This window comes from Rhizobium sp. 9140 (assembly GCF_900067135.1).
Classification (GTDB): Bacteria; Pseudomonadota; Alphaproteobacteria; order Rhizobiales; family Rhizobiaceae; genus Ferranicluibacter.
Map to the genome: position 1 here is coordinate 2,766,540 of NZ_FJUR01000001.1, position 20,055 is coordinate 2,786,594.

Here is a 20,055-nt window from a genome sequence, read left to right on the forward strand (position 1 = left end):
ACTTAACTCAGTCCATATTCCGCATGAGACAAAGCCTGCTCGGTGCCGCGCAATTCCGCGAGGCCCTTCAGGCGGCCGATGGCCGGATAGCCCGGCTGCGCACCGCGCGTCAGGTCTTCGAGGATCTCCTGGCCGTGATCGGGCCGCATGAAGATCACGTGGTCCGCACGTCCCTCGGCCTTGCGGCGGCGCTCCTCGGAGACGAGCGCGGCAATCACCGCGACCATGTCCGTATTGCCGCCCAAATGTTGCGCCTCGAAGAAGGAGCAGGGCAAGCCGTCCGTCTCGCGCGTCACATTGCGCAGATGCGCGAAATGAATGCGCGGCGCCAGGCGCTTGATCATGGCCGGCAGGTCATTGTCGGACCGGGCGCCGAGCGAACCGGTGCAGAAGGTGACCCCGTTGGCGTTCAGATCGACCGCCTCCAGAACCTTTACATAGTCCGCTTCGGTCGAAAGCACCCGCGGCAGGCCGAGGAGCGGCCACGGCGGATCGTCACCATGGGCGCACAGGCGCATGTTCAGGCTTTCGGCAACGGGGGCGACTTCGGCGAGGAAATCGATGAGGTTCGCTCGCAGCTTCTCGGCCCCGATACCGTCATAACGCGTCAGCGCGACATTCAGCTCGTCGATGCTGTAGCCATCTGCCGAACCCGGCAGGCCGGCGCCGACATTGCGCGAGATCGAAGCGATCTTTTCCGGCGACATCTCTGCGAAACGCTGTTTGGCCGTCTCAAGAAGGGCCACCGGATAGTCTTCCGCAGCGCACGGACGCTTGAGCACGTGAACATCGAAGGCGACGAAATTGACGAGGTCGAAGCGCATGGCGCGGGCGCCGTCGTCCGTTTCCCAGCGAAGGTCCGTCCGCGTCCAGTCGAGAACCGGCATGAAATTATAGCAGACCGTCGAGATACCAGCCTTGGCAAGCTGCCGCAGGCTTTCCTTCCAGGCTTCGATATGCGCTTTCCAGTCGCCGGTCTGCGTCTTGATACTCTCGGACACGGGAATGCTCTCGACGAGTTCCCACTCCAGACCGCCCGCGCGAACCTCCGCCTGCCGCTTCTGGATTTCCGCCAGGGTCCAGGCCGTGCCCGTCGGCACATGATGCAACGCACTGACGATACCGGAGGCCCCAGCCTGCGCGGCATCCTGCACCGTGACCTTGTCGATCGGACCAAACCAGCGCCAGATATGTCTCATGCTCTTTTCCTCTTCGGGCTTCGCGACTTCGCGTGCGCGCGTCTCATCGGGAACCCAAAGCGCCGCGCCGGCTCGACAGAGGGCGTGACCGACATCGACCGGGCTCGGCCAAGGGAAATGCCTGACGATACGAATCGGGCGATACAAATCGACGGTAAGTGAAGCACGGAAGCCTCCCCAGTCGACCGAGTCGGGACGCACTCCTCGCCATCCCGACCATTAGGGTCGCGCCCTTTAATATACTACCATGGCAGACTGTCAACGTGTCGGGCGTGGATATTCTCTCGAAACTGTGCGATTACCGTTCAAACGATAGACATGAAGGATCGCCGAAATGGTGGTGAAGCGTACGGATGAAATCTCGAAATCCGGAATAGGGGCCGCCGCCTCGTCGGTTTTTCTGACCATCAATCCCCGCCAGCCGATCGCTGCGCAGATTTACGAGAAGCTGCGGCGCGCGATCATCACGCTTGCCATGACTCCGTCCGAGGCACTGAGCGAAAAGGAGCTTTCCCTTCAGCTCGGCGTCAGCCGCACGCCGGTGCGCGAGGCGCTGATCCGGCTGGCCGATGAAGGCCTCATCGACATCCTCCCGCAACGTGGCAGCTTCGTCGCACCGATCCGCCTTCGGGACGTCGAAGAGGCGCAGTTCATTCGGGAAGCATTGGAGGTTTCTATCACAAAGCGCTTGGCAGAAGGCTGTTCCCGGCGCTTCCTGACCGAAATCAAAAGCAATCTCTACGACCAGGAAAAGGCCGTCAACGCGGAGGCGCTCGACCTCTTCCTCGATCTCGACGAAGCGTTCCACCGCAGCTTCTGCGAGGAGGCGTCCCTATTGAAGAGCTGGCGTGTCATCCAGTCCGTCAAGCTGCAGATGGACCGCGTGCGCTATCTCAGCCTACCTGACCCGTCTCACCTTCGCACTCTCCTCGGACAACACCGCGCCGTCGTGGATGCCATCGAAGCGGGCGATGCCGTCACGGCTGGAAACAGCATGGCGGCGCATCTGCGCGAGGTCCTGCGGACGGCGCATCGCCTGCGCGAACAGCGTGCCGATCTCATCGAAGCGTGAATTCTCGACCTCTCTAAAATACCTCTTGCGCATCTAGTTGACATTCTACCATGGCAGTCATAAACAAGGTGGGAGGATAGCCGCGGATCGGCGAATGGAAGAGGCAGGGGGAGCTGCATCGACGGAATGCAATGGCTGGATTGCCACGGGGCTTGGTAGCCACGGAGCTTGATCGCTATCGAGATCGTGTTTTCCGAACCGACCGCGGGGAACCGGACGATCCACGAGACGGCTTCGTCAGCTTGTCTCGCTCATCACCACCGACACCGACCGATCATAACGACCGAACCGCGCGCCAAAGGCTGCAGCGGAAGGTTTGACACATATCAACCTGGGAGGAACATCATGAACATCACACGGAGAGCGTTCGGCACATTTGCGGCGGGTGCCGCTGCAGGATTTATTGCGGCCCCCGGCATTCTGCGCGCGGCCCCCAAGGTCAAGCTGCGCTACGGCACGGCCTTTCCGCCCACGCACCCCGGCGTCACCCGTATCGTCGAGGCGTCGAAGGCCATCGCAGCGCGCTCGGAAGGCGCCATCGACCTTCAGGTCTATCCGGGCAGCCAACTCGGCGGCGAATCCAACATGTTTGCGCAGGTCCGCGGCGGCGCCCTTGACCTGATGTCCACTTCGAGCGTCAATTAGACCATCGTGCCTTTCGCGGCCATCAACGCCGTTGCCTTCGCATTCCCGACATATGACGACGTCTGGAAGGCCATGGACGGCGATCTCGGGGATTTCGTCCGCAAGGCCTTCTTCGAAGCGGGCCTCTTCGTCTTCCCGAAAATGCTCGACAACGGCTACCGTAACATCACGACGGGCAGCAAGCCGATCGTCACGCCGGCGGATCTGCAGGGCCTGAAGATTCGCGTTCCCGGGAACCAGCTCTGTACACCCTGTTCCAGACCCCGGGGCGCCGCGCCGACGCCGCTGAATTTCGGCGAACTCTATGCGGCCCTCCAGACCCATATCGTTGATGGACAGGAAAATCCGTTGGCCCTCATCCAGAGTTCCAAGCTCTATGAAGTCCAGAAGCACGTCTCCATGACGGGCCACATCTGGGACGGTCACCACATCTTCTGCAACAACCGCCGCTGGTCGGCCGTACCCGCAGAGGCGCAGACCATCATTCTGGAAGAGCTGTACAGTGCTGCCGTCCACGAACGCGAGGACATCAAGGCTCTGAATGAAAAGGCGAGAACCGATATCGAGGCCGCCGGGCTGACATTCCATACGGTCGATAAGGCGCCCTTCCGCGACGTACTGGCCAAGGCCGGCTTCTACACCGGCTGGAAAGAAAAGTTCGGCGGCGAAGCCTGGGGCCTGCTCGAGAAGGCCGTCGGCACGCTCTGACGATCGAAAGCGCGGCGCTCGGTCCCTCATGGGGACGGTGCGCCGTGTTGCTTCGGGAAGCCGCTGAGCACTCCCGAAACAGGACGATGTGCTGCGTTGAAGCGGATTTTCGGGGGGAATCATCATGGAAGCAACAACAACCGCGGACTTCCCGCTCCAACCGGCGCATTCCAGCGCTTCGACCGCCTTTTCGGCCATCTCGTCGAAGCCATTGCTGCCACGATCGTTAATAAGTGAGGGCCGTCCCGACTGAAATGAAGGGGAGTACCGGGAGACAATCTCGTGAAGAATGGTGCTTCAAACACGAAGGTAAAAAGACAAATCACTGGAAAAGACGGTTTGGTGGGTGATGTAGGGTTCGAACCTACGACCCGCTGATTAAGAGTCAGCTGCTCTACCAACTGAGCTAATCACCCACGAGGACTGCATTGCTGCGGCCTGACGCGGCGTATAGAGGCCTTCGCGCGGCTTGTCCAGTTGTCGCGGACAGGAATTCGTAGAAACTGCAAACTTATCAGAGATAGAGTTCCCCGGCAGCGATCTTGACCGCGTGTCCACCGATCCGCGCACCGACGATGTCGCCGTTGGCGATGTCGAGATGGAGGTGCAGGTAGGAGGGCCGGCCCATCTCCACCCCCTGCTCCACGAGGAAGCTGTGGTGCCCTTCGGTCAATTGATCGAAGCCGTGAATTGCCGCGGAAAAGGCGGCGAGCGCCGAGCCGGTCGCAGGATCCTCATGCACGCCCATGGCGGGCGCAAACATGCGGGTGTGGAACCGGGCATGATGGTTGATGCCGCCACGGCAATAGAGATAGGCGCTGGCCAGCCGCCCGTCGGCCATCGGCGCGATCTGCTCCCAGCGCGCCGCATCGAACTCCAAGTCCGTCATGGCCTTGAGGTCGTGCAGCGGCACGGCCACGAACGGCACGCCAGCGCTCCAGAGGGCGGGCACGTGGTTCTCAAAGCCGATCTGCGTCGACTTCAAACTCAAGGCGTCGGCGATCCTGCCAATGTCGAAGCGCGCATCCAGCCGCACAGATTTGCGCGGCAGGTCGAACTCCGCAAAGCCGGCCTCGCCCGGCCGCAGCTTCACCGCGCAGCGCACCGGGCCGATGTTCTCCTCGAGCACATGCACGAGATCGCGATTGACCCCCTCGCCGGCCTGCGCGTCCTCTGCCAGCGCCACGGCCGTGCCGACGGTCGGGTGTCCGGCGAAAGGAAGTTCGGTGCCGGGCGTGAAGATCCTCAGCCGCGCGGCAGACGTCGGGTTCTCCGGCCGGCAGACGAACACGGTCTCTGACAGGTTGAATTCGCCGGCGATCGCCTGCATGGCCTCGGTCGACAGACCGTCGCCGTCAAAAACCACGGCGAGCGGATTGCCCTGAAGCTTCTCGCTGGTGAAGACGTCGTAGATCGCGTAGCGGCGTGCCAAATCCGTTCTCCCACTCCATGCGCCCGCCTCGGTATCATCGGCCGCGCGCGAACCTTGCCTTCGCGTTCCGCCGCGGGCAAGGCCAAAACGTTATTGCGACGTTCCGAAGATATGCGCGAGGATCACCCGCATGAACGGCTGGTAGTCGTGCTTCTCGGGATCGGCATCGAAGATCGCGACCGCACCTTCGATCTCTTCCTCCTCAGCCGTCTCGACATGGTGTTGGATGCGGGAGAGAATCGAGGCCGACGTTTCCGCAAAGCGGAGCCGGCGAAACAGCGTGACCGCGCCGCCGATATGCAGCGCCTGAAAAGGCCCGGCTTCCGCCTCAGCGATATCGATCCCCGTTTCTTCCAGCACCTCGCGGCGCATGTTGCCCGGCACGTCGCAGACCCGGCCACGAGCATCCTCCAAGATGTCGGAGGAATCTATCGAGCCGGCCGCACAGTAAACCTTGCCCGGATTGGCCGTCCGCTTGCCCATGCGCACCGCGATGACGGCACCGTCCGAGGTCTCGATGACAGGAATGGCGGCAAGGTGGCAGGCGACCGGAGGGCGAGACACGTTGCGCCACCAGAGAAACGCCGCATAGGGCGCGAGGTAGCCCTCGCCCACGATGGTACCGGCCTCCACGGTCAGGCGGTGCTGCAGCACCATCTTGCCATTGAAGAGCGCGGGGTTGGCCGCCTGTTCCCGCACCCAGTTCGCCGCAATCTCAGGACCATGCTGCGCGAGAATGGGATGCGGCCCCGGCAGGACACGCAGGTCCGTGCCGGCGACAGGAAAGACAAGACCTTCCGCGGGCCAGCCCGCACCGATACCGGACGGATGGAAATGCGCCGCCTCAGACATCGAGCGCGACCACGACGGGGCAATGGTCCGATGCCTTCGGCCGGTCCCAGCCGGTGCGGGGATAGCGCTCCACATCCTGCCCCGGGGGAAACACGGTGCGGTAGGGTTGTCCGCCGCGAATGATTTCGGGAACGGCATCGACATTGCGCGCGGCGAGCGCCGGCGACAGCCAGATGTAATCGAGCTGGCAGAGATGGCGCTCCGCCGGGCCGCGGCTGTGGAACAATGTCCAGCGGTCGAGCACCGGCCGCCGTTGCACCACATTCTCGGCAAAACCGTCCGCCGCAAACACGTCGAGGGCTGCGGACGTATCCGGCATCGGCTCGAAGCCGTAGCCGTTGCGGCGATCGCCGGTCACGTCGATGCGTTCCCGGTAGTCGTTCATGTCGCCGCAGATGGCAAAGCTCGCCGCCGGCAACTGTCCCGCAAAGCGCTTCTCGATGATACTGCGCACCGCCAGCACCTCCGCGCGCCGCACCGGCATGGTGGAGAGCCGGCCGTCCACCCCGTCCCGGCTCGGTCCCATGGACTTGAAATGCACGACGAACAGCGTCAGCGGCCGCCCGCCGATAGTCAGTTCCAGTTGCAGGCAATCGCGGCGGAAGATGCGATCCTCCGGCACATTCGTGCGAGCGATGGCCGCATCGTGGAGGCCGAGGTCGGCGTAGGTCAGCGCGGCGTGCGAGATGGCGCTGGTGCAGACAATCGCCTCCCCGTCCCGCGACGTCTCGCGCATCATCACGGCAACATCGATGCCACGTCCGTCATTGCCCTCGATCAGCACCTTCTTGCGGTAGCCGCTGCCCATCATCCGGTAGAGATAGCCATATTCGAAGGCCTCCAGCGCAGCCATGTCGTCGGCCTCCTGCAGGCAGAGAATGTCCGCATCGCAATCGGCAATCGCCAGTGCCGACATCTGCCGCGTGTCGTCGGCATGGGTGATCGTACGAGCCTCCTCGAGACGCTCATAGGCCGCCTCGTTGCCGATATCGAACAGGCGAAGCACGCGGTCCTGCTTCGATGGGTTGCGGAAGCCGGAGAAATCGAACCGGCGCATAAGGTTTTCGATGTTGAAGGTGGCAAGTCGAAGGGTCATGAAGGCATCCGCTGTCTGATGCCAAACCATAGACGGGCCGGTGGAAGAGGCAAGTCCGGAAGCGGTGCGGCGCGATGCCCCTGCAAGCCATGCCTCATTTGCTCCCGGTGCCGTTCCCGGCATCGTAGCCGCGCCCTATCTTCCGCTTCACGACGGACAACAGGAGGAAACAGCATGGAATATCGCAATCTCGGCCGCTCCGGCCTCAAGGTCTCCACCATCACCATGGGCACGATGACCATGGGCGGCAAAGGCTGGGCCTCTATGGTCGGCAGCCAGGGCGTGGATGAGGCGCGACGGCTGATCGACATGTGCCTCGACGCAGGCGTCAACCTGATCGACACCGCCAACGCCTATTCAGCCGGCGCCTCGGAGGAGATCATCGGCGAAGTGCTCGGCGGCAAGCGCAAGAACGATGTTCTGATAGCGACCAAGGCGCGCTTCCCAATGGGCGAAGGCGTCAACAATCAGGGCCTCTCCCGCCACCACCTCATCCGCGAATGCGAGGCGAGCCTGAAGCGGCTGAACACGGATGTGATCGACCTCTACCAGGTGCACCAGTGGGACGGGCAGACGCCGCTGGAAGAGACGATGGCAGCGCTGGATACGCTCGTGCAGCACGGCAAGGTCCGCTATATCGGCTGCTCCAACTTTTCCGGCTGGCACATCATGAAGGCGATGGGCATCAGTGCCAGCGACCATCGTCACCGCTTCGTCAGCCAGCAGATCCATTATACGCTGGAAGCCCGCGAGGCCGAATACGAGCTTCTGCCGATCTCCATAGATCAAGGCCTCGGCGTCCTCGTCTGGAGCCCCATCGCGGGCGGCCTGCTCTCCGGCAAGCACCGGCGCAACCACACGCCGGAGGGCAGCCGCCAGGCCGCCGGCTGGACGGAGCCGCCGATCCGGGATGTCGATCGCCTGTGGTCGATCGTGGATGTGCTGGTCGAGATTGCGGAAAGCCGCGGGGTGTCGGGTGCGCAGGTCGCGCTGGCCTGGCTGATCGGCCGCAAGGCCGTGACCTCGGTCATCATCGGCGGACGAACGGAAGAGCAGTTCCGCGACAACCTCGCCGCCGCCGACCTGAAACTGACGGACGAGGAACGCAGCCGCCTCGACACTGTCAGCGCGCCGCCCATCCTCTATCCCTACTGGCACCAGATGCAGACGGCTGCCGAGCGTCTCGGCGAGGCGGATCTTTCGCTCCTAGGCCCATATATCGCCAAGGCGTAAAACAAAAACCCGCGCGACGGATCATGGTCCGCCGCGCGGGGAATTCCGGTCAGAGACGCGTGAGAAGCTCGGCCTTCTTCGTCGCGAATTCTTCATCCGACAGGATGCCGGCCGTACGCAGGGCCGCGAGCTTTTCGATCAAGGCGATGATCTGAAATCCGTCCGGGGCCGGCTGGGCGATCGGGGCCGCAGGCTGCGGTCTCTCCGGTGATGGAAGGGAAGCGCCCTGCCGGGCTTCCGCCGCGTCTACGAGCCGTTCATCGAGCGATGCGCTGGCAGGGTTGATGGCGGCGAGCGGTGCGGACTGAGCGGAAGACCAGCTTTCCGCCTGGTTGACAGCAGCGCCCGTCTCCTGCGCAGACCAGCGCTCGGCCCTGTTCGGCGCATCGGTATATCCCGCGCCAGCATGGTTCCTGTCGTGATCGCCGGTCGGCTCGGCACCCGGCAGATCCCCGCCATTGTTGAGGCGGCGAAGACCGGAAACGGAGAAGGAGCCGCGCTGGCTGGTAAAGGTCTGCGAGGCACCGAAGCCTTGCTGCTGGCCGACGCCGGAGATCAGATGGTCCTCGGTATCGTAGAGGGTGACGCCATCGCCGTCCTTGATGGCAAGGCAGCGCTGGGACGGGAAGACGGCATAGGCGCTGTCGTTCTGCGCGCCGGTGCTAGAGGGCACGCCCAGCCATTGCGGCCACCAGGCATGCCGCCCGGTCGATGCGCCAGGTACGTCGATGCGCCCCGAAGACAGAGCTTCTGCCAAACTGTTGCAGAGATTGTCGACCGTGTTCTTCAGGCCGTGATTGAACATATCGCCGACCATGGTCATGCCGCCGCGCATCCACTGTCCGTTGCCACCGAGTTCGGCGATATCGAACTGCGCCATCGTGCCATGCCCGCGCTTCACCGCGACGAGCATCGCCGTGACGGCGCTTTCGCTCAGCTGGAAGCGTCCGGCAAGCTCGGAAATAAAGGCTTTTGTAGCGTCGCTCTGGCCCTGCATCGATCGTCCTCTCAGGTGACATCACGCGGAGAAAGCCGCGTACCACTCTCATGACAGAGTGGTACGCGAATACATAGAGCGATGCGTGACGACGATCAGGCGACCTTGTCGAGTATTTCGCTGCGGATGAGCTTGGCGAGGCGCGAGATGCCCTCCTCGATCATGGTCTCGTTGGCGCAGGAGAAGCTGACGCGCAGCGTGTTTGCGCCCGAGCCATCGGCGAAGAAGGCCTTGCCGGGCACGAAGGCGACCTTGGCCGTGACCAGCGATTTCGCCAGCAATGCGGCACCCTCCATGCCGACCGGCAGCGTCAGCCAGACGAACATGCCGCCTTCCGGACGCGTCCAGGACACACCGTCGGGCATATGTGTTTCCAGCGCTTTCAGCATCGCGTCGCGGCGCTGGCTGTAGACGGAGCGGATCTTGTCGACCTGCCGATCGAAGCCTCGCTCGGCGACGTGGCAGATCGCCATCTGGTTGATGGTCGAGGAATGGAGGTCGGCCGCCTGCTTCATCAGAACGAGCTTGCGGATGACCGGCATGGCCGCGACGACGAAGCCAACGCGCAGACCCGGCGCGAGCGTCTTGGAGAACGAACCGCTGTAGATCGTGCGCGTCTCGTTGATGGCGCCCTTGCGGGCAATTTCCAGCGCGAGGATCGGCGGGATCGCATCGCCGTTGAAGCGCAGCGACTGGTAGGCGCCGTCCTCGATGATCGCGATGTCCATCTCGTCGGCCATATCGATCAGCGCTTCGCGCTGGGTGCGCGTCACGGTCTCGCCGGTGGGATTGGAGAAATCGGCAGAGAGATAGGCGAACTTCACGCGACCGCCGGCCTTCGCAGCCGTTTCCTGGTAGGCCGCTGGCGTGCGGTTGCCGCCCGGCGTCAGCTGGTCGTAGCTCGGCTCGTAGGCGTTGAAGGCCTGCAACGCACCGAGATAGGTCGGCCACGTCACCAGCGCCGTATCGTTGGGCGACAGGAACAGCTTGCCAAGATAATCGAGCGCCTGCTGCGATCCCGACGTGATGAGGATATTCTCCGCCTCGCAGGGAATGCCGATCTTCGCCATCTCGCCAACCAGCCATTCGCGCAGCGGCAGATAGCCTTCGCTGACCGAATACTGGAGCGCGGCGCCGACGGACGGGCCGGAAAAGATGTCGGCATAGGCCGCCTTGAATTCCGCATCCGGGAACAGCGCCGGGTCCGGAATGCCGCCGGCAAACGAGATGATGTCGGGGCGATCGAGCAGCTTCAGAAGTTCGCGGATTTCCGACGCGCGCATACGGCTCGAGCGCGTTGCGAAAATGGATTCCCAGTCCAGCATGGATGTTTCCTCGATAATGCTTTTGCCGAACCACATCACGGCAGGCGGAATAAGTCAACAATACTGACCTAAATCAGCGGAAAAAGTCCTCTCTACGGGGTGGCCGAGAGAGGCGGGCGGCGGGGTGCTGTGGGTGGTGAGACGAGAGAGTTCTAGCCGGACGTGGAGCGCCGGGCACGAATGCCCGGCGAGGTCTCTCTGGAAGGGTCCGGTCCTCTGCCGTCCTCCGCGGGCATCAGCGTCGCTGACACGTCTCAAGCATTGCCGGATGTCACACTGCAAGCGATCAGGGCGCCGATGGCGCAGAGAATCGCAAAGTCGAACCAGGCGAAATACTCCATCAAAGTCGTCATCACACTATCCTCCTCGATGTGGAACGAGACAGGGACAGTGTGCGCCCAACAGCGCGATCATGCAACCTTCAATGTAAATTTTTGCGAAGCACAATCAATTTTGCACTGCAAAAACAATGAGGGGTGATGATGCCCACCCTCTACGAAAACGCCGGGCATGACAGCCCGGCATTCTCTTATCCGACCGTGAAAGGCGGATCAGTTCTTGGCCTTGTCGACCAGCTGGTTCTTGGCGATCCAGGGCATCATGCCACGCAGCTTTGCGCCGACTTCCTCGATCTGGTGCGTATCGTTCATGCGGCGGATACCCTTGAAGCGCGCGGCGCCCGAACGGTATTCCTGCATCCAGTCCGACGTGAACTTGCCGGTCTGAATGTCGTGCAGGACGCGCTTCATCTCGGCCTTCGTTTCCGCCGTGATGATGCGCGGACCGGTGACGTATTCGCCCCACTCGGCCGTGTTGGAGATCGAGTAGTTCATGTTGGCGATGCCGCCTTCATAGATCAGGTCGACGATCAGCTTCACTTCGTGCAGGCACTCGAAATACGCCATTTCCGGCGCGTAGCCGCCCTCGACCAGCGTTTCGAAACCGGCGCGGATCAGCTCGACCAGACCGCCGCAGAGAACGACCTGTTCGCCGAAAAGATCGGTTTCGCACTCTTCCTTGAAATTCGTCTCGATGATGCCCGAACGACCGCCGCCAACGCCGCAGGCGTAGGAGAGAGCGAGGTCGAGCGCGTTGCCCGAAGCGTCCTTTTCGACGGCAACGAGGCAGGGAACGCCGCCGCCCTTCTGGTATTCGCCGCGAACCGTGTGGCCCGGGCCCTTCGGCGCGATCATGACGACGTCGAGCGTGTCCTTAGGCTCGATAAGGCCGAAGTGAACGTTGAGCCCGTGCGCAAACGCGATAGCAGCACCGTCACGGATGTTGCCGGCAATGTCGGCCTTGTAGATGTCGGCCTGGAGCTCATCCGGGGTCGCCATCATCAGAAGGTCGCCCCACTTGGCGGCTTCGGCGACGGTCATGACCTTGAAGCCGTCGGCTTCAGCCTTCTTGACGGTCGGCGAACCGGCCTTCAGGGCGATGACGACGTTGGTCGCGCCGGAATCCTTGAGGTTCAGCGCGTGCGCGCGACCCTGCGAACCGTAGCCGACGATGACGACGTTCTTGGACTTGATGAGATTGAGATCGGCATCACGATCGTAATAAACGCGCATGGAATGTATCCTTCCCTTGTTGAACTCTAGGCCGCCTTCAGGGCTTGGCCGTTTACTTCTTCGTGCCGCAGAGATCGAGAAAGGCGTCGACCGCCCGTTCCGCCCTGCGGCTGAAATCCTGTTTCGTCAGCTTCAGGTCTTCACCGAGCAGCATGCGAAGATGAAGGTCGGTGACGACGAGCCCGTAGAGCATGCCATAAGCTTCTTCGCCATTGTCGAACCGCAAGAGCCCTGCCCTGCGTCCGGCATCGAGCAGCCCACCGGCACGCTTGCCGATCTGGCGCCGGCCGCGTTCCTGCAGCATCTGCCCGAGATGGGAGCCATCGCGGCTCGCCTGCCCGATCGCAAGACGGTTGAGCGCCAGCGAGACGTCGCCGCTGAGGACGTCGAGCAGATCGCGCGCGAACACCACCAGATGTGCGCGCAGGCTGTCCACGGTGAGCGTTTCCGCCCGCTCTTCCAGCGTGCGCACCTTGCTCGCCTGATACCCGATCATCGCCGACAGAATGCCGTCGCGATCGCCGAACCACTTGTAGAGGCTCTCCTTGGAACAGTTCGCAGCCCTAGCAACGCCTGCCGTCGTCAACGCCCGTTCGCCACCATCGACCAGCAGCCGAAGCGCGCTGTCGAGAACAGCGTTCTGGCGCGGCGAAAACTCCGGCTGGGTGGACAGGGACGACACAGGTGAAAAACCTCCAGATGAGTACCGTACGGTACGGTTCTTCTTATGCCGAATGCCACGCTGTCGGTCAAGCGGCTGAAAGGAAATTTATCGAATGCGCGGAAACGCAAAAATGGGCCTCCCGCTTCGCCGTGGGCTGGTCTACAGATTGACGGGAAATATTCGGGAGGAACACCATGCTGAAGCGTTGCGTCATCGCATTCACGCTCGTCGCCACGCTTTTGTCAGCGAATCCAGGCTTTGCGCAATCGACGGCGGAGGCCCGGGAGAGGATCGAGGCACTCCACGGCAATTCCGAAGGGTTCGATGACAGTTTCAAGCTCCTCACGGAGGCGATGCGCTTTGGCGATCCCGTTACCGTGGCCAATCTCGGCGCGTACCCGCTGACCGTCAACGCCAATGGCGAGAGCTACGACATCCAGTCGGAAGATGACATGGCGGAGAATTACGAGAAGCTGGTGATGCAGGAAACGCAGAACAGCGTGGCAGAACAGACCTATGGCGACCTCATCGTCAACAGCGACGGCGTCGGCTTTGCGAATGGCGCGCTGTGGATGACAGCAATTTGCGACACGGACGACTGCAGCGTCTCGCATTGGGCCATCACCAGCATCAACAACTGACGGCTCAGACGGCGTAGTCGATCGGAAACGCGCCGCCGCTCTTCAGGACCTCCATCGAGATCGAGGCGGAGACGTCGAAGAGTTCCGTCTTGCGCACGATCTGCTTGTAGATAACGTCGTAATGCTCGACGCGCGGCAGCACGATCTTCAGGATGTAATCGTAATTGCCGGTCAGCCGGTGCACCTCGACGATCTCCGGGATGTCACGGATGATCCGACGAAACCCGTCGATCCACTCGTCGGAATGCTGCGTCGTCTTGATCAGGGCGAACACGGTCGTCGGCACGCCGATCCGGTCGCGGTCGAGCACTGCGATTCGGCGTGCGATGTAGCCCGCCTCTTCCAGCCGCTGGATGCGGCGCGAGCAGGCCGAGAGCGACAGGCTGATCTTTTCGGCCAGCACCGTCACCGACTGGTCCGCATCCTCCTGCAACAGTCCCAGCAGCTTTCGGTCGCGATCATCGAGCATTCCGGCGCCTCCATGGCATGTTACGCTGAAATATTGCACAGCGACGTATAAATGCGCAATTGTCTTGCGTCTCCGAAACGAGAAAAGCTCGAAAATGCAAGCACATGCCACGCGATCTGCCGCATCATGACCGTCATCGCGAGCTCAGCAGGGGAAACGGCATCATGCGCAAGATCGGTCTTATCGGTGGAATGAGCTTCGAGAGTTCGGCGGTCTATTACCGCATGATCAACGAAGCGGTGCGTTCCCACCTTGGTGGCCTGCATTCGGCCGAGGTCCTGCTGCATTCGGTCGATTTCCAATCGATCGTGGACCTCCAGATGGCCGGCCGCTGGGCCGATGCCGCCAAGCGCCTCGCCGACGTCGCGCGCGGTCTGGAGGCCGCCGGCGCGGACTGCGTCCTGATCTGCACGAACACGATGCATCTCGTCGCAGAGGACGTGCAGGCAGCCATCGGCGTGCCCCTCATCAACATCATAGACGAGACTGCGCAGGCCATGACCGCAGCCGGCATCCGCCGCCCGCTGCTGCTCGCCACCCGCTACACCATGGAGCACGGCTTTTATGCGGACCGCATGGCAGGCCTCGGGATCGAGGTCATGGTGCCCTCGGCTGATGATCGGACGCTCGTCCACGACGTCATCTTCAAGGAGCTTTGCGCCGGCCATGTCCATGATGCCTCGCGTGAGGCCCTGCATGCAGTGATCGCCAAGGCGAAGGCGGAAGGTGCCGATGCGGTGATCCTCGGCTGCACCGAGATCTGCCTCATCCTCGATCCCGACGCGCTTGCCCTTCCCGGCTTCGATTCGACCGCCATTCATGCCAAGGCCGCCGTTGCGTTCGCCCTTGATGAGGTGGCGAAAACGATCCGGAAAAAGGCGGCCTGAAGCCGACCACGCTACATCGTGGCATCAAATTCGGTGCGGGCTTCGCGAATGGCACCGTGGTGTTGCGCCGACCAGTCCACGAGCGGCAGAAGCACGGTGAGGAACGAGCGGCCGAGATCCGTCAGAGCGTAATCCACGCTCGGCGGATTGGTCGGATAGACCGTGCGCGAAATATACCCGTCGCGCTGGAGATCGCGCAGCGTCTGCGTCAGCATGCGTTGCGAGATATCCGGGATGGTGCGCTTCAGCGCCGAGAACCGCATTGGCCCCTCGCTCAGCGCGTGGATCATCAAGGTCGTCCACTTGCCCCCGATGTTCCCGAGCACGTCCCGCATGGGGCAATTGCCGGGTGTGAAAACGATGCCGCCGATCATGATGGCGCTTTCACCCTTGGTCTTGCGAACATTCGTGTTCACCGGTCGGTTCCCTTTCTGTGCCTATAGGCGAAAAAACTGCCGCCTTTACAGATATCGCTCAGTCATGAATGAAGAGCAGGTCTCTTTTTGAGACCATATCTTTCATCGGCGCAGCCTGCAATGCGGCAGCCGTCATTCTTGAGAAGGAAGTCCATGTCCACGATCCTCGTTACCGGCGCCTCCGGCCAGTTCGGCCGTCTCGTTCTCGACGCCCTCCTCGCTTCGGGCAAGGTCGCCCCAGCCGACATCGTCGCCGCCAGCCGCGACACGGGCAAGCTCGCGGCCTATGCCGAAAAGGGCGTGACGCTGCGCACCGCCGACTTCGACGACGCCGCCACGCTCGACGCTGCTTTCCAGGGCATCGACAAGGCGCTGATCATCTCGACCGATGCGCTCGCCGTCCCCGGTCAGCGCCTGACCCAGCACCGCAATGCCGTTACCGCCGCCAAGCGCGCAAGCGTCGGTCGCCTGTTTTACACGTCCCTGCCCAATGCCGAGACATCGGCCGTGACTTTCGCGCCGGATCACCTCGGCACCGAAGAAGCCATCAAGGCGTCGGGGCTCGCCTACACGATCCTTCGCAACAGCTGGTACATGGAGAACCTGTTCCTGTCGCTGCCGAGCGCGATCCAGTCCGGCACGTGGTACACCTCGGCAGGCGATGGCCGCACATCCTATGTCGCCCGGGCCGATCTGGCCGCGGCAACCGCCGCAGCCCTTCTGGGCGACGAGACCGGCAACACCACACTCACCCTCACCGGCCCGGTCGGCTACACCAATGCGGAGGTCGCCGCGCTCGTCAGCGAGATCACGGGCAAGCCGCTCGCCATCGTCAACCTGACCGATGAGCAGCTGGCCGAAGGCATGGCCGCCGCCGGCCTCCCCGGATTCCTCATCCCGACCTTCGTGTCCTTCGACGCGAACACACGACTTGGCCATATCGAGATCGTCACCGACTCGGTGGAAGCGCTGACCGGCCGGCCATCGACGCCGCTCAAGACGTTCCTTGAGGCAAACAAGGCCGCACTCGCCGGCTGATGGATCCGGAAGGGCCTGCGGTCAGGCGACAAGCTCGCCGCAGGCCCGACGGAATCGGCGGACCGTTTCCGTCATCCCGTATTCGAGCGCATCGGCTGTCAGGCCATGGCCTATCGAAACCTCATCGAGATGGGGAACGTGCTCGACGAGCAGCGGCAGGTTTTCCACCGTCAGGTCATGGCCGGCATTGACCCCGAGGCCCAGTTCGCGGGCGATCTCGGCCGTGCGCCCCAGTTCCTTAGCGATTGCCGCCGCCCGGTCCGGCGCGCCGAAGCAGCCGCCGTAAGGACCGGTATACAACTCGATCCGGTCGGCCCCGGTCGCTCGTGCGAGCTCGAGCGCTTCACGGTTACCATCACCGTCCGCAAACAAGGAGACGCGAAGCCCGAGATCCTTGAGGCGCGAGATCACATCCGTCAGCAGCGCGTGGTTTGCCCGGAAATCCCATCCGTGATCCGACGTCGCCTGGGCCGGATCATCGGGAACCAGGGTCACCTGCTCAGGGCGATGCCGCTCGACCAGCCCCAGAAACTCGGCATTCGGATAGCCTTCCATGTTGAATTCTGCCTGCGGAAACGTCTCGTCGATCAGCGTGCGCAGCGGACCGAGATCCGAAAAGCGAATGTGACGCTGGTCGGGACGCGGATGCACGGTCAGCCCATGTGCGCCAGCCTCAAGCGCACGTTTGCCGATGCCCACAACCGAAGGCCACGGAAGATCGCGCCGGTTTCGCAGCATGGCGATCGCGTTGAGGTTGACTGAAAGCTTGGCGGGCATGTGACACCTATGGAAACCGGGTAAATCGGAACGGCAGACGACGCCGCTGGGCGACGACGCCACCTCTACCATCCCGCGAGACGCCGTTCCAGAGCTGGTAACGGCCGAGCCTCGGTCGATCAGCATGGGACCACCAAGGGCTCACGGAACGCTCCTGGCAGGATGCGGCACGGAAATGCGGATCAAAGCCCCGTTATGGTGCGTCGCCGGTTTATTTCTCCATTATTAGTAAGTAAATAACATCATTTTTAAACGCCACGCAGTTCAGACCTTGCTAGGAGGAACGCGAAGACAACAATAGGCGCGCAGAACGTGCTTTGAGGACGTCGAGTCGTGCCCGAAGACAGGTTTTCGCCCATGACGAGCGCTTTCGGCGATACCGGCATGTGAAGGTTGCATCATGCAAAAACGGGAAAGAATCTTGCTTGTATGATAACGTGCGTCTTACTGGTCATACCGCATGAAGACGTGCTTGATAGGGATCGAGGGCGTCGAGAATCGCAATGACGCAGGTGCCTCCCTGGGACGGGGATAGCTGGCAGGCCGTTTGCAAAGGAAGGAGGCACAGTGTCTTGAAGCCGTTGGACAGACCAACCGATACCGAAATTCGCAGGGCTCTTGCCGATGTGCTGTCCGGCACCGCTTTCGCCCGATCCGAGCGTCTGCGCGCGTTCCTTTCCTACGTCGTCACGAAGGACCTGGCCGGGCAGGCCATGCAGTTGAAGGGCTACACCATTGCCGTGGACGTTTTCCGCCGGCCGGACGCCTTCAACGCCGATAGCGATCCCCTCGTCCGCGTTCACGCCGGCAAGCTGCGCAAGCTTCTGGCAGCCTTTTACGAGGCCGAAGGGAAGGATGCCGCCTGGCAGATCGATATTCCCAAAGGCGGATACGCACCCATCTACCTGCGCCGCCCGCCCATGACGAACGTGCCGGAAGCAATAGCCCCAGAGACGAGCGCGGAGGTGATGACCCCTGCAGTGATCGTCGAGACGCCACATCGAGAGGCGGAGCCGGTCGAGATCGTCAAAGAGGTGGCGACCGCTGACGTGTCGGCTGAAAGCGCGGTGAGCGAGGCACCGCCGGTAACCGCCGGCGCTCGCGCGCGATCGCGTTTGTCGATCGCCCGGCGGGCGAAACCGAGTTGGCTTCCAGCTCCACTGGCATCGCCCGTCGCCATGATCTCTCTTCTCCCTCTCCTTCTTTTCGTGCCTCTGAGTTCGACGGCGCTCGGCGTCAGCCCGCAGGTTCAGGCCCGCTTTTCGATCTCCACGATGGCGAACGATATCGACCTGCCGCGCGTTACGGTTCGCTCCGATGGCGAGCAAACGAGCCTTGCGGCACAGCTGGCCGGGCAGATCCGCGGCGCCATGGACTACTATACGGTCATCATCCCGGTCTCAAAGTCGCCCGTACCAGCGTCACCTCCACCATCGAAAAGCCCCCTTGCCTTCACGATCTCGATCAGTCCCGCAGAGACCGACAGTCAGACGCGTGTCACCGTGTCGAGCGATGCGACCGGCGATATCGTCTCGCAAAGCTGGATCGACAACGAAAACCTCTCCAACGATTTCGACCTGCTTTTCGAAAGTCTCGGAATCGCTGCGAAGACGCTGGCGACCAACGGCGACCTCTTCCACTACGCCGTGGACAAGGGGATATCGAGCCCGCTGATGCAGTGCATGCTGATCACGGACACCTATCGCCGCGAGAAAAGCCGGGATGCTCTGAAGCAGGCGCGCCTCTGCCAGGAGAAACTGCTCGGCAGGCGCAAGAACGAGCGCGAATTCATCATCAGCGCCAGCGAGTTGAAACGAAACGTTCACCCCTGACGGGTGAGCGTTTCGATCCGGATGTACGAGACCGTGGTCCGGATCAGCGTACGATCGTCAACGTTTCCGCAGCGCGCGTGATTGCCGTGTAAAGCCAGCGCTCGCGCGTGTCGCGAAATGCCCAGCTTTCATCGAACAGCACGACGTCGTTCCACTGCGATCCCTGAGCCTTGTGTACCGTCAATGCATAGCCATAGTCGAACTCGTCGTAGCGCTTGCGGGTCGACCAGGGGATTTCCCCCTCGACATCCTCGAAGGCGGTCTTGAGCAGCTTGATCTTGGCCGCGCCCCGATCGATGTCGTCGTCTTCCGGCCGGATCATCAGGTTGATCCCCGGCTTCACCGTCTCCTTGGACGAGGTCATCACCTGCCAGAGAGACCCGTTGAGCAGCCCCTTTGCCGGATCGTTGCGCAGACAGACGAGCTTGTCGCCGGACTGCGGATATTCCGCCGTGAACCCCTTCAACTCCCGCAGCCGCGTATTGTAGCGGCGCCGGGTCTTGTTGGTGCCCACCAGCACCTGGTCCGCCTTGAGCACGAGATCCTGCGTCACCTCGGACTTCGGAATGATTTTCGCCGTGCCATAGTCGCCGAACATGATCTCCTTGCCTTCGCGCACCTGCATGGCAAGCTTGATGATCGGGTTGTCGCGCGCCTGCCTGTGGATGTCGGTCAGAAGGTAATCCGGCTCGTCATTGGTAAAATATCCCCCGCCGGTCACCGGCGGCAGCTGCCCGGGATCGCCGAGAACGAGGATCGGCGTGCCGAAGCTCATCAGGTCCTTGCCGAGCGCCTCATCGACCATGGAGCATTCGTCCACGACGATCAGCGCCGCTTTCGCGACGGGGCTCTGGCGGTTGATCGAGAACATGGGCGAGACCGACGTCTTGCCGGTTTCCTCATCGGAAACCTCCTCCTCGCCGCGTGGCCGATAGATCAGCGAATGGATCGTCTTTGCGTTGGAGGCGCCCTTGGAGCGCAGCACCTGCGCCGCCTTGCCGGTGAAAGCTGCGAACAGCACCTCGCCATCGACATGTTCGGCAAAATGGCGCGCAAGCGTCGTCTTGCCGGTTCCGGCATAGCCGAACAGCCTGAACAACGGCTTGCGCCCGGCCTTCAGCCACTGACTGACGGCCTTCAGCGCCTCATCCTGCTGGGGTGCAAATTCCATGAGACGACGTGGCAGGATTCGGCGCCGGAG

18 protein-coding genes, 1 tRNA gene and 1 pseudogene are annotated in these 20,055 nt (G+C 62.3%); 7 read left to right on the forward strand and 13 right to left on the reverse strand.

The window, feature by feature from the left end:
* Window positions 1-2: 2 nt before the first annotated feature.
* Window positions 3-1,199 carry a mannonate dehydratase gene (gene uxuA, locus GA0004734_RS13020; RefSeq protein WP_092934291.1) on the reverse strand — a complete coding sequence of 399 codons (1,197 nt, stop codon included), beginning with the start codon at window positions 1,197-1,199 and terminating at the stop codon, window positions 3-5.
* 334 nt (window positions 1,200-1,533) lie between these two features.
* On the opposite strand from uxuA, the gene GA0004734_RS13025 reads away from it, so the two are divergent.
* Together GA0004734_RS13025 and GA0004734_RS13030 are read left to right on the forward strand one after the other, a co-directional pair.
* The gene (locus GA0004734_RS13025) at window positions 1,534-2,271 is read left to right on the forward strand and encodes a GntR family transcriptional regulator (RefSeq protein WP_092934293.1); all 738 of its coding nucleotides are present in this window, start codon (window positions 1,534-1,536) and stop codon (window positions 2,269-2,271) included.
* Between the two features lie 345 nt (window positions 2,272-2,616).
* A pseudogene (locus tag GA0004734_RS13030) lies at window positions 2,617-3,624 on the forward strand (TRAP transporter substrate-binding protein).
* Window positions 3,625-3,964: 340 nt separating this feature from the next.
* Here the strand turns inward: GA0004734_RS13030 and GA0004734_RS13035 are convergent.
* From GA0004734_RS13035 to GA0004734_RS13050, 4 genes are all read right to left on the reverse strand, one after another.
* Window positions 3,965-4,040: transfer RNA gene (locus GA0004734_RS13035), tRNA-Lys, on the reverse strand.
* Window positions 4,041-4,138: 98 nt separating this feature from the next.
* Window positions 4,139-5,056, reverse strand: coding sequence for a PhzF family phenazine biosynthesis protein (locus GA0004734_RS13040; RefSeq protein ID WP_092934295.1), 918 nt, complete (start codon window positions 5,054-5,056; stop codon window positions 4,139-4,141).
* 90 nt (window positions 5,057-5,146) lie between these two features.
* Window positions 5,147-5,908, reverse strand: a complete 762-nt coding sequence (locus tag GA0004734_RS13045; protein WP_092934298.1) for an NUDIX hydrolase — start codon at window positions 5,906-5,908, stop codon at window positions 5,147-5,149.
* Complete coding sequence (locus tag GA0004734_RS13050; RefSeq protein ID WP_092936287.1) at window positions 5,901-7,004, reverse strand: endonuclease/exonuclease/phosphatase family protein; 1,104 nt, start codon at window positions 7,002-7,004, stop codon at window positions 5,901-5,903. Before GA0004734_RS13050 ends, GA0004734_RS13045 begins: the two co-directional genes overlap by 8 nt.
* Before the next feature lie 174 nt (window positions 7,005-7,178).
* Between GA0004734_RS13050 and GA0004734_RS13055 the strand changes: the two genes are divergently transcribed.
* The gene (locus GA0004734_RS13055) at window positions 7,179-8,237 is read left to right on the forward strand and encodes an aldo/keto reductase (protein WP_092934300.1); all 1,059 of its coding nucleotides are present in this window, start codon (window positions 7,179-7,181) and stop codon (window positions 8,235-8,237) included.
* Window positions 8,238-8,286: 49 nt separating this feature from the next.
* On the opposite strand, the gene GA0004734_RS13060 is transcribed toward GA0004734_RS13055, so the two are convergent.
* The 4 genes from GA0004734_RS13060 to GA0004734_RS13075 all read right to left on the reverse strand — a co-directional run bounded on the left by GA0004734_RS13060 (window position 8,287) and on the right by GA0004734_RS13075 (window position 12,812).
* On the reverse strand, window positions 8,287-9,234 hold the full coding sequence (locus tag GA0004734_RS13060) for an SHOCT domain-containing protein (protein WP_245292415.1): 948 nt from the start codon (window positions 9,232-9,234) through the stop codon (window positions 8,287-8,289).
* A 95-nt stretch (window positions 9,235-9,329) separates the two neighbouring features.
* The gene (locus tag GA0004734_RS13065; protein ID WP_092934302.1) at window positions 9,330-10,559 is read right to left on the reverse strand and encodes an aminotransferase-like domain-containing protein; all 1,230 of its coding nucleotides are present in this window, start codon (window positions 10,557-10,559) and stop codon (window positions 9,330-9,332) included.
* Window positions 10,560-11,110: 551 nt separating this feature from the next.
* Window positions 11,111-12,130: a ketol-acid reductoisomerase gene (gene ilvC / locus GA0004734_RS13070; RefSeq protein WP_092934304.1), complete on the reverse strand. Its 1,020-nt coding sequence runs from the start codon at window positions 12,128-12,130 to the stop codon at window positions 11,111-11,113.
* 52 nt (window positions 12,131-12,182) lie between these two features.
* Entirely contained in the window at window positions 12,183-12,812 is a 630-nt protein-coding gene (locus GA0004734_RS13075; RefSeq protein ID WP_092934306.1) for a TetR/AcrR family transcriptional regulator C-terminal domain-containing protein, read from the reverse strand.
* 176 nt (window positions 12,813-12,988) lie between these two features.
* Between GA0004734_RS13075 and GA0004734_RS13080 the strand changes: the two genes are divergently transcribed.
* Window positions 12,989-13,435 (forward strand): hypothetical protein, encoded by a 447-nt coding sequence (locus GA0004734_RS13080; RefSeq protein ID WP_092934308.1) that lies wholly within the window; start codon window positions 12,989-12,991, stop codon window positions 13,433-13,435.
* A gap of 4 nt (window positions 13,436-13,439) precedes the next feature.
* On the opposite strand, the gene GA0004734_RS13085 is transcribed toward GA0004734_RS13080, so the two are convergent.
* Entirely contained in the window at window positions 13,440-13,904 is a 465-nt protein-coding gene (locus GA0004734_RS13085; RefSeq protein WP_092934310.1) for an Lrp/AsnC family transcriptional regulator, read from the reverse strand.
* A gap of 164 nt (window positions 13,905-14,068) precedes the next feature.
* Here GA0004734_RS13085 and GA0004734_RS13090 point away from each other — a divergent pair, with 164 nt between their 5' ends.
* A complete protein-coding gene (locus GA0004734_RS13090; protein ID WP_092936289.1) occupies window positions 14,069-14,791 on the forward strand; it encodes an aspartate/glutamate racemase family protein in 723 nt (240 codons plus the stop codon).
* 11 nt (window positions 14,792-14,802) lie between these two features.
* Here the strand turns inward: GA0004734_RS13090 and GA0004734_RS13095 are convergent, their stop codons facing one another.
* Window positions 14,803-15,165: a winged helix-turn-helix transcriptional regulator gene (locus GA0004734_RS13095; protein WP_092936290.1), complete on the reverse strand. Its 363-nt coding sequence runs from the start codon at window positions 15,163-15,165 to the stop codon at window positions 14,803-14,805.
* Between the two features lie 195 nt (window positions 15,166-15,360).
* On the opposite strand from GA0004734_RS13095, the gene GA0004734_RS13100 reads away from it, so the two are divergent.
* The gene (locus tag GA0004734_RS13100; RefSeq protein WP_092934313.1) at window positions 15,361-16,245 is read left to right on the forward strand and encodes an SDR family oxidoreductase; all 885 of its coding nucleotides are present in this window, start codon (window positions 15,361-15,363) and stop codon (window positions 16,243-16,245) included.
* A 21-nt stretch (window positions 16,246-16,266) separates the two neighbouring features.
* Here the strand turns inward: GA0004734_RS13100 and GA0004734_RS13105 are convergent, their stop codons facing one another.
* The gene (locus GA0004734_RS13105; RefSeq protein ID WP_092934315.1) at window positions 16,267-17,022 is read right to left on the reverse strand and encodes a pyridoxine 5'-phosphate synthase; all 756 of its coding nucleotides are present in this window, start codon (window positions 17,020-17,022) and stop codon (window positions 16,267-16,269) included.
* A 572-nt stretch (window positions 17,023-17,594) separates the two neighbouring features.
* On the opposite strand from GA0004734_RS13105, the gene GA0004734_RS13110 reads away from it, so the two are divergent.
* Window positions 17,595-18,854: a hypothetical protein gene (locus tag GA0004734_RS13110; RefSeq protein WP_092934317.1), complete on the forward strand. Its 1,260-nt coding sequence runs from the start codon at window positions 17,595-17,597 to the stop codon at window positions 18,852-18,854.
* A 43-nt stretch (window positions 18,855-18,897) separates the two neighbouring features.
* On the opposite strand, the gene GA0004734_RS13115 is transcribed toward GA0004734_RS13110, so the two are convergent.
* Window positions 18,898-20,025 carry an ATP-dependent DNA helicase gene (locus GA0004734_RS13115; protein ID WP_092934319.1) on the reverse strand — a complete coding sequence of 376 codons (1,128 nt, stop codon included), beginning with the start codon at window positions 20,023-20,025 and terminating at the stop codon, window positions 18,898-18,900.
* Window positions 20,026-20,055 lie beyond the last annotated feature (30 nt).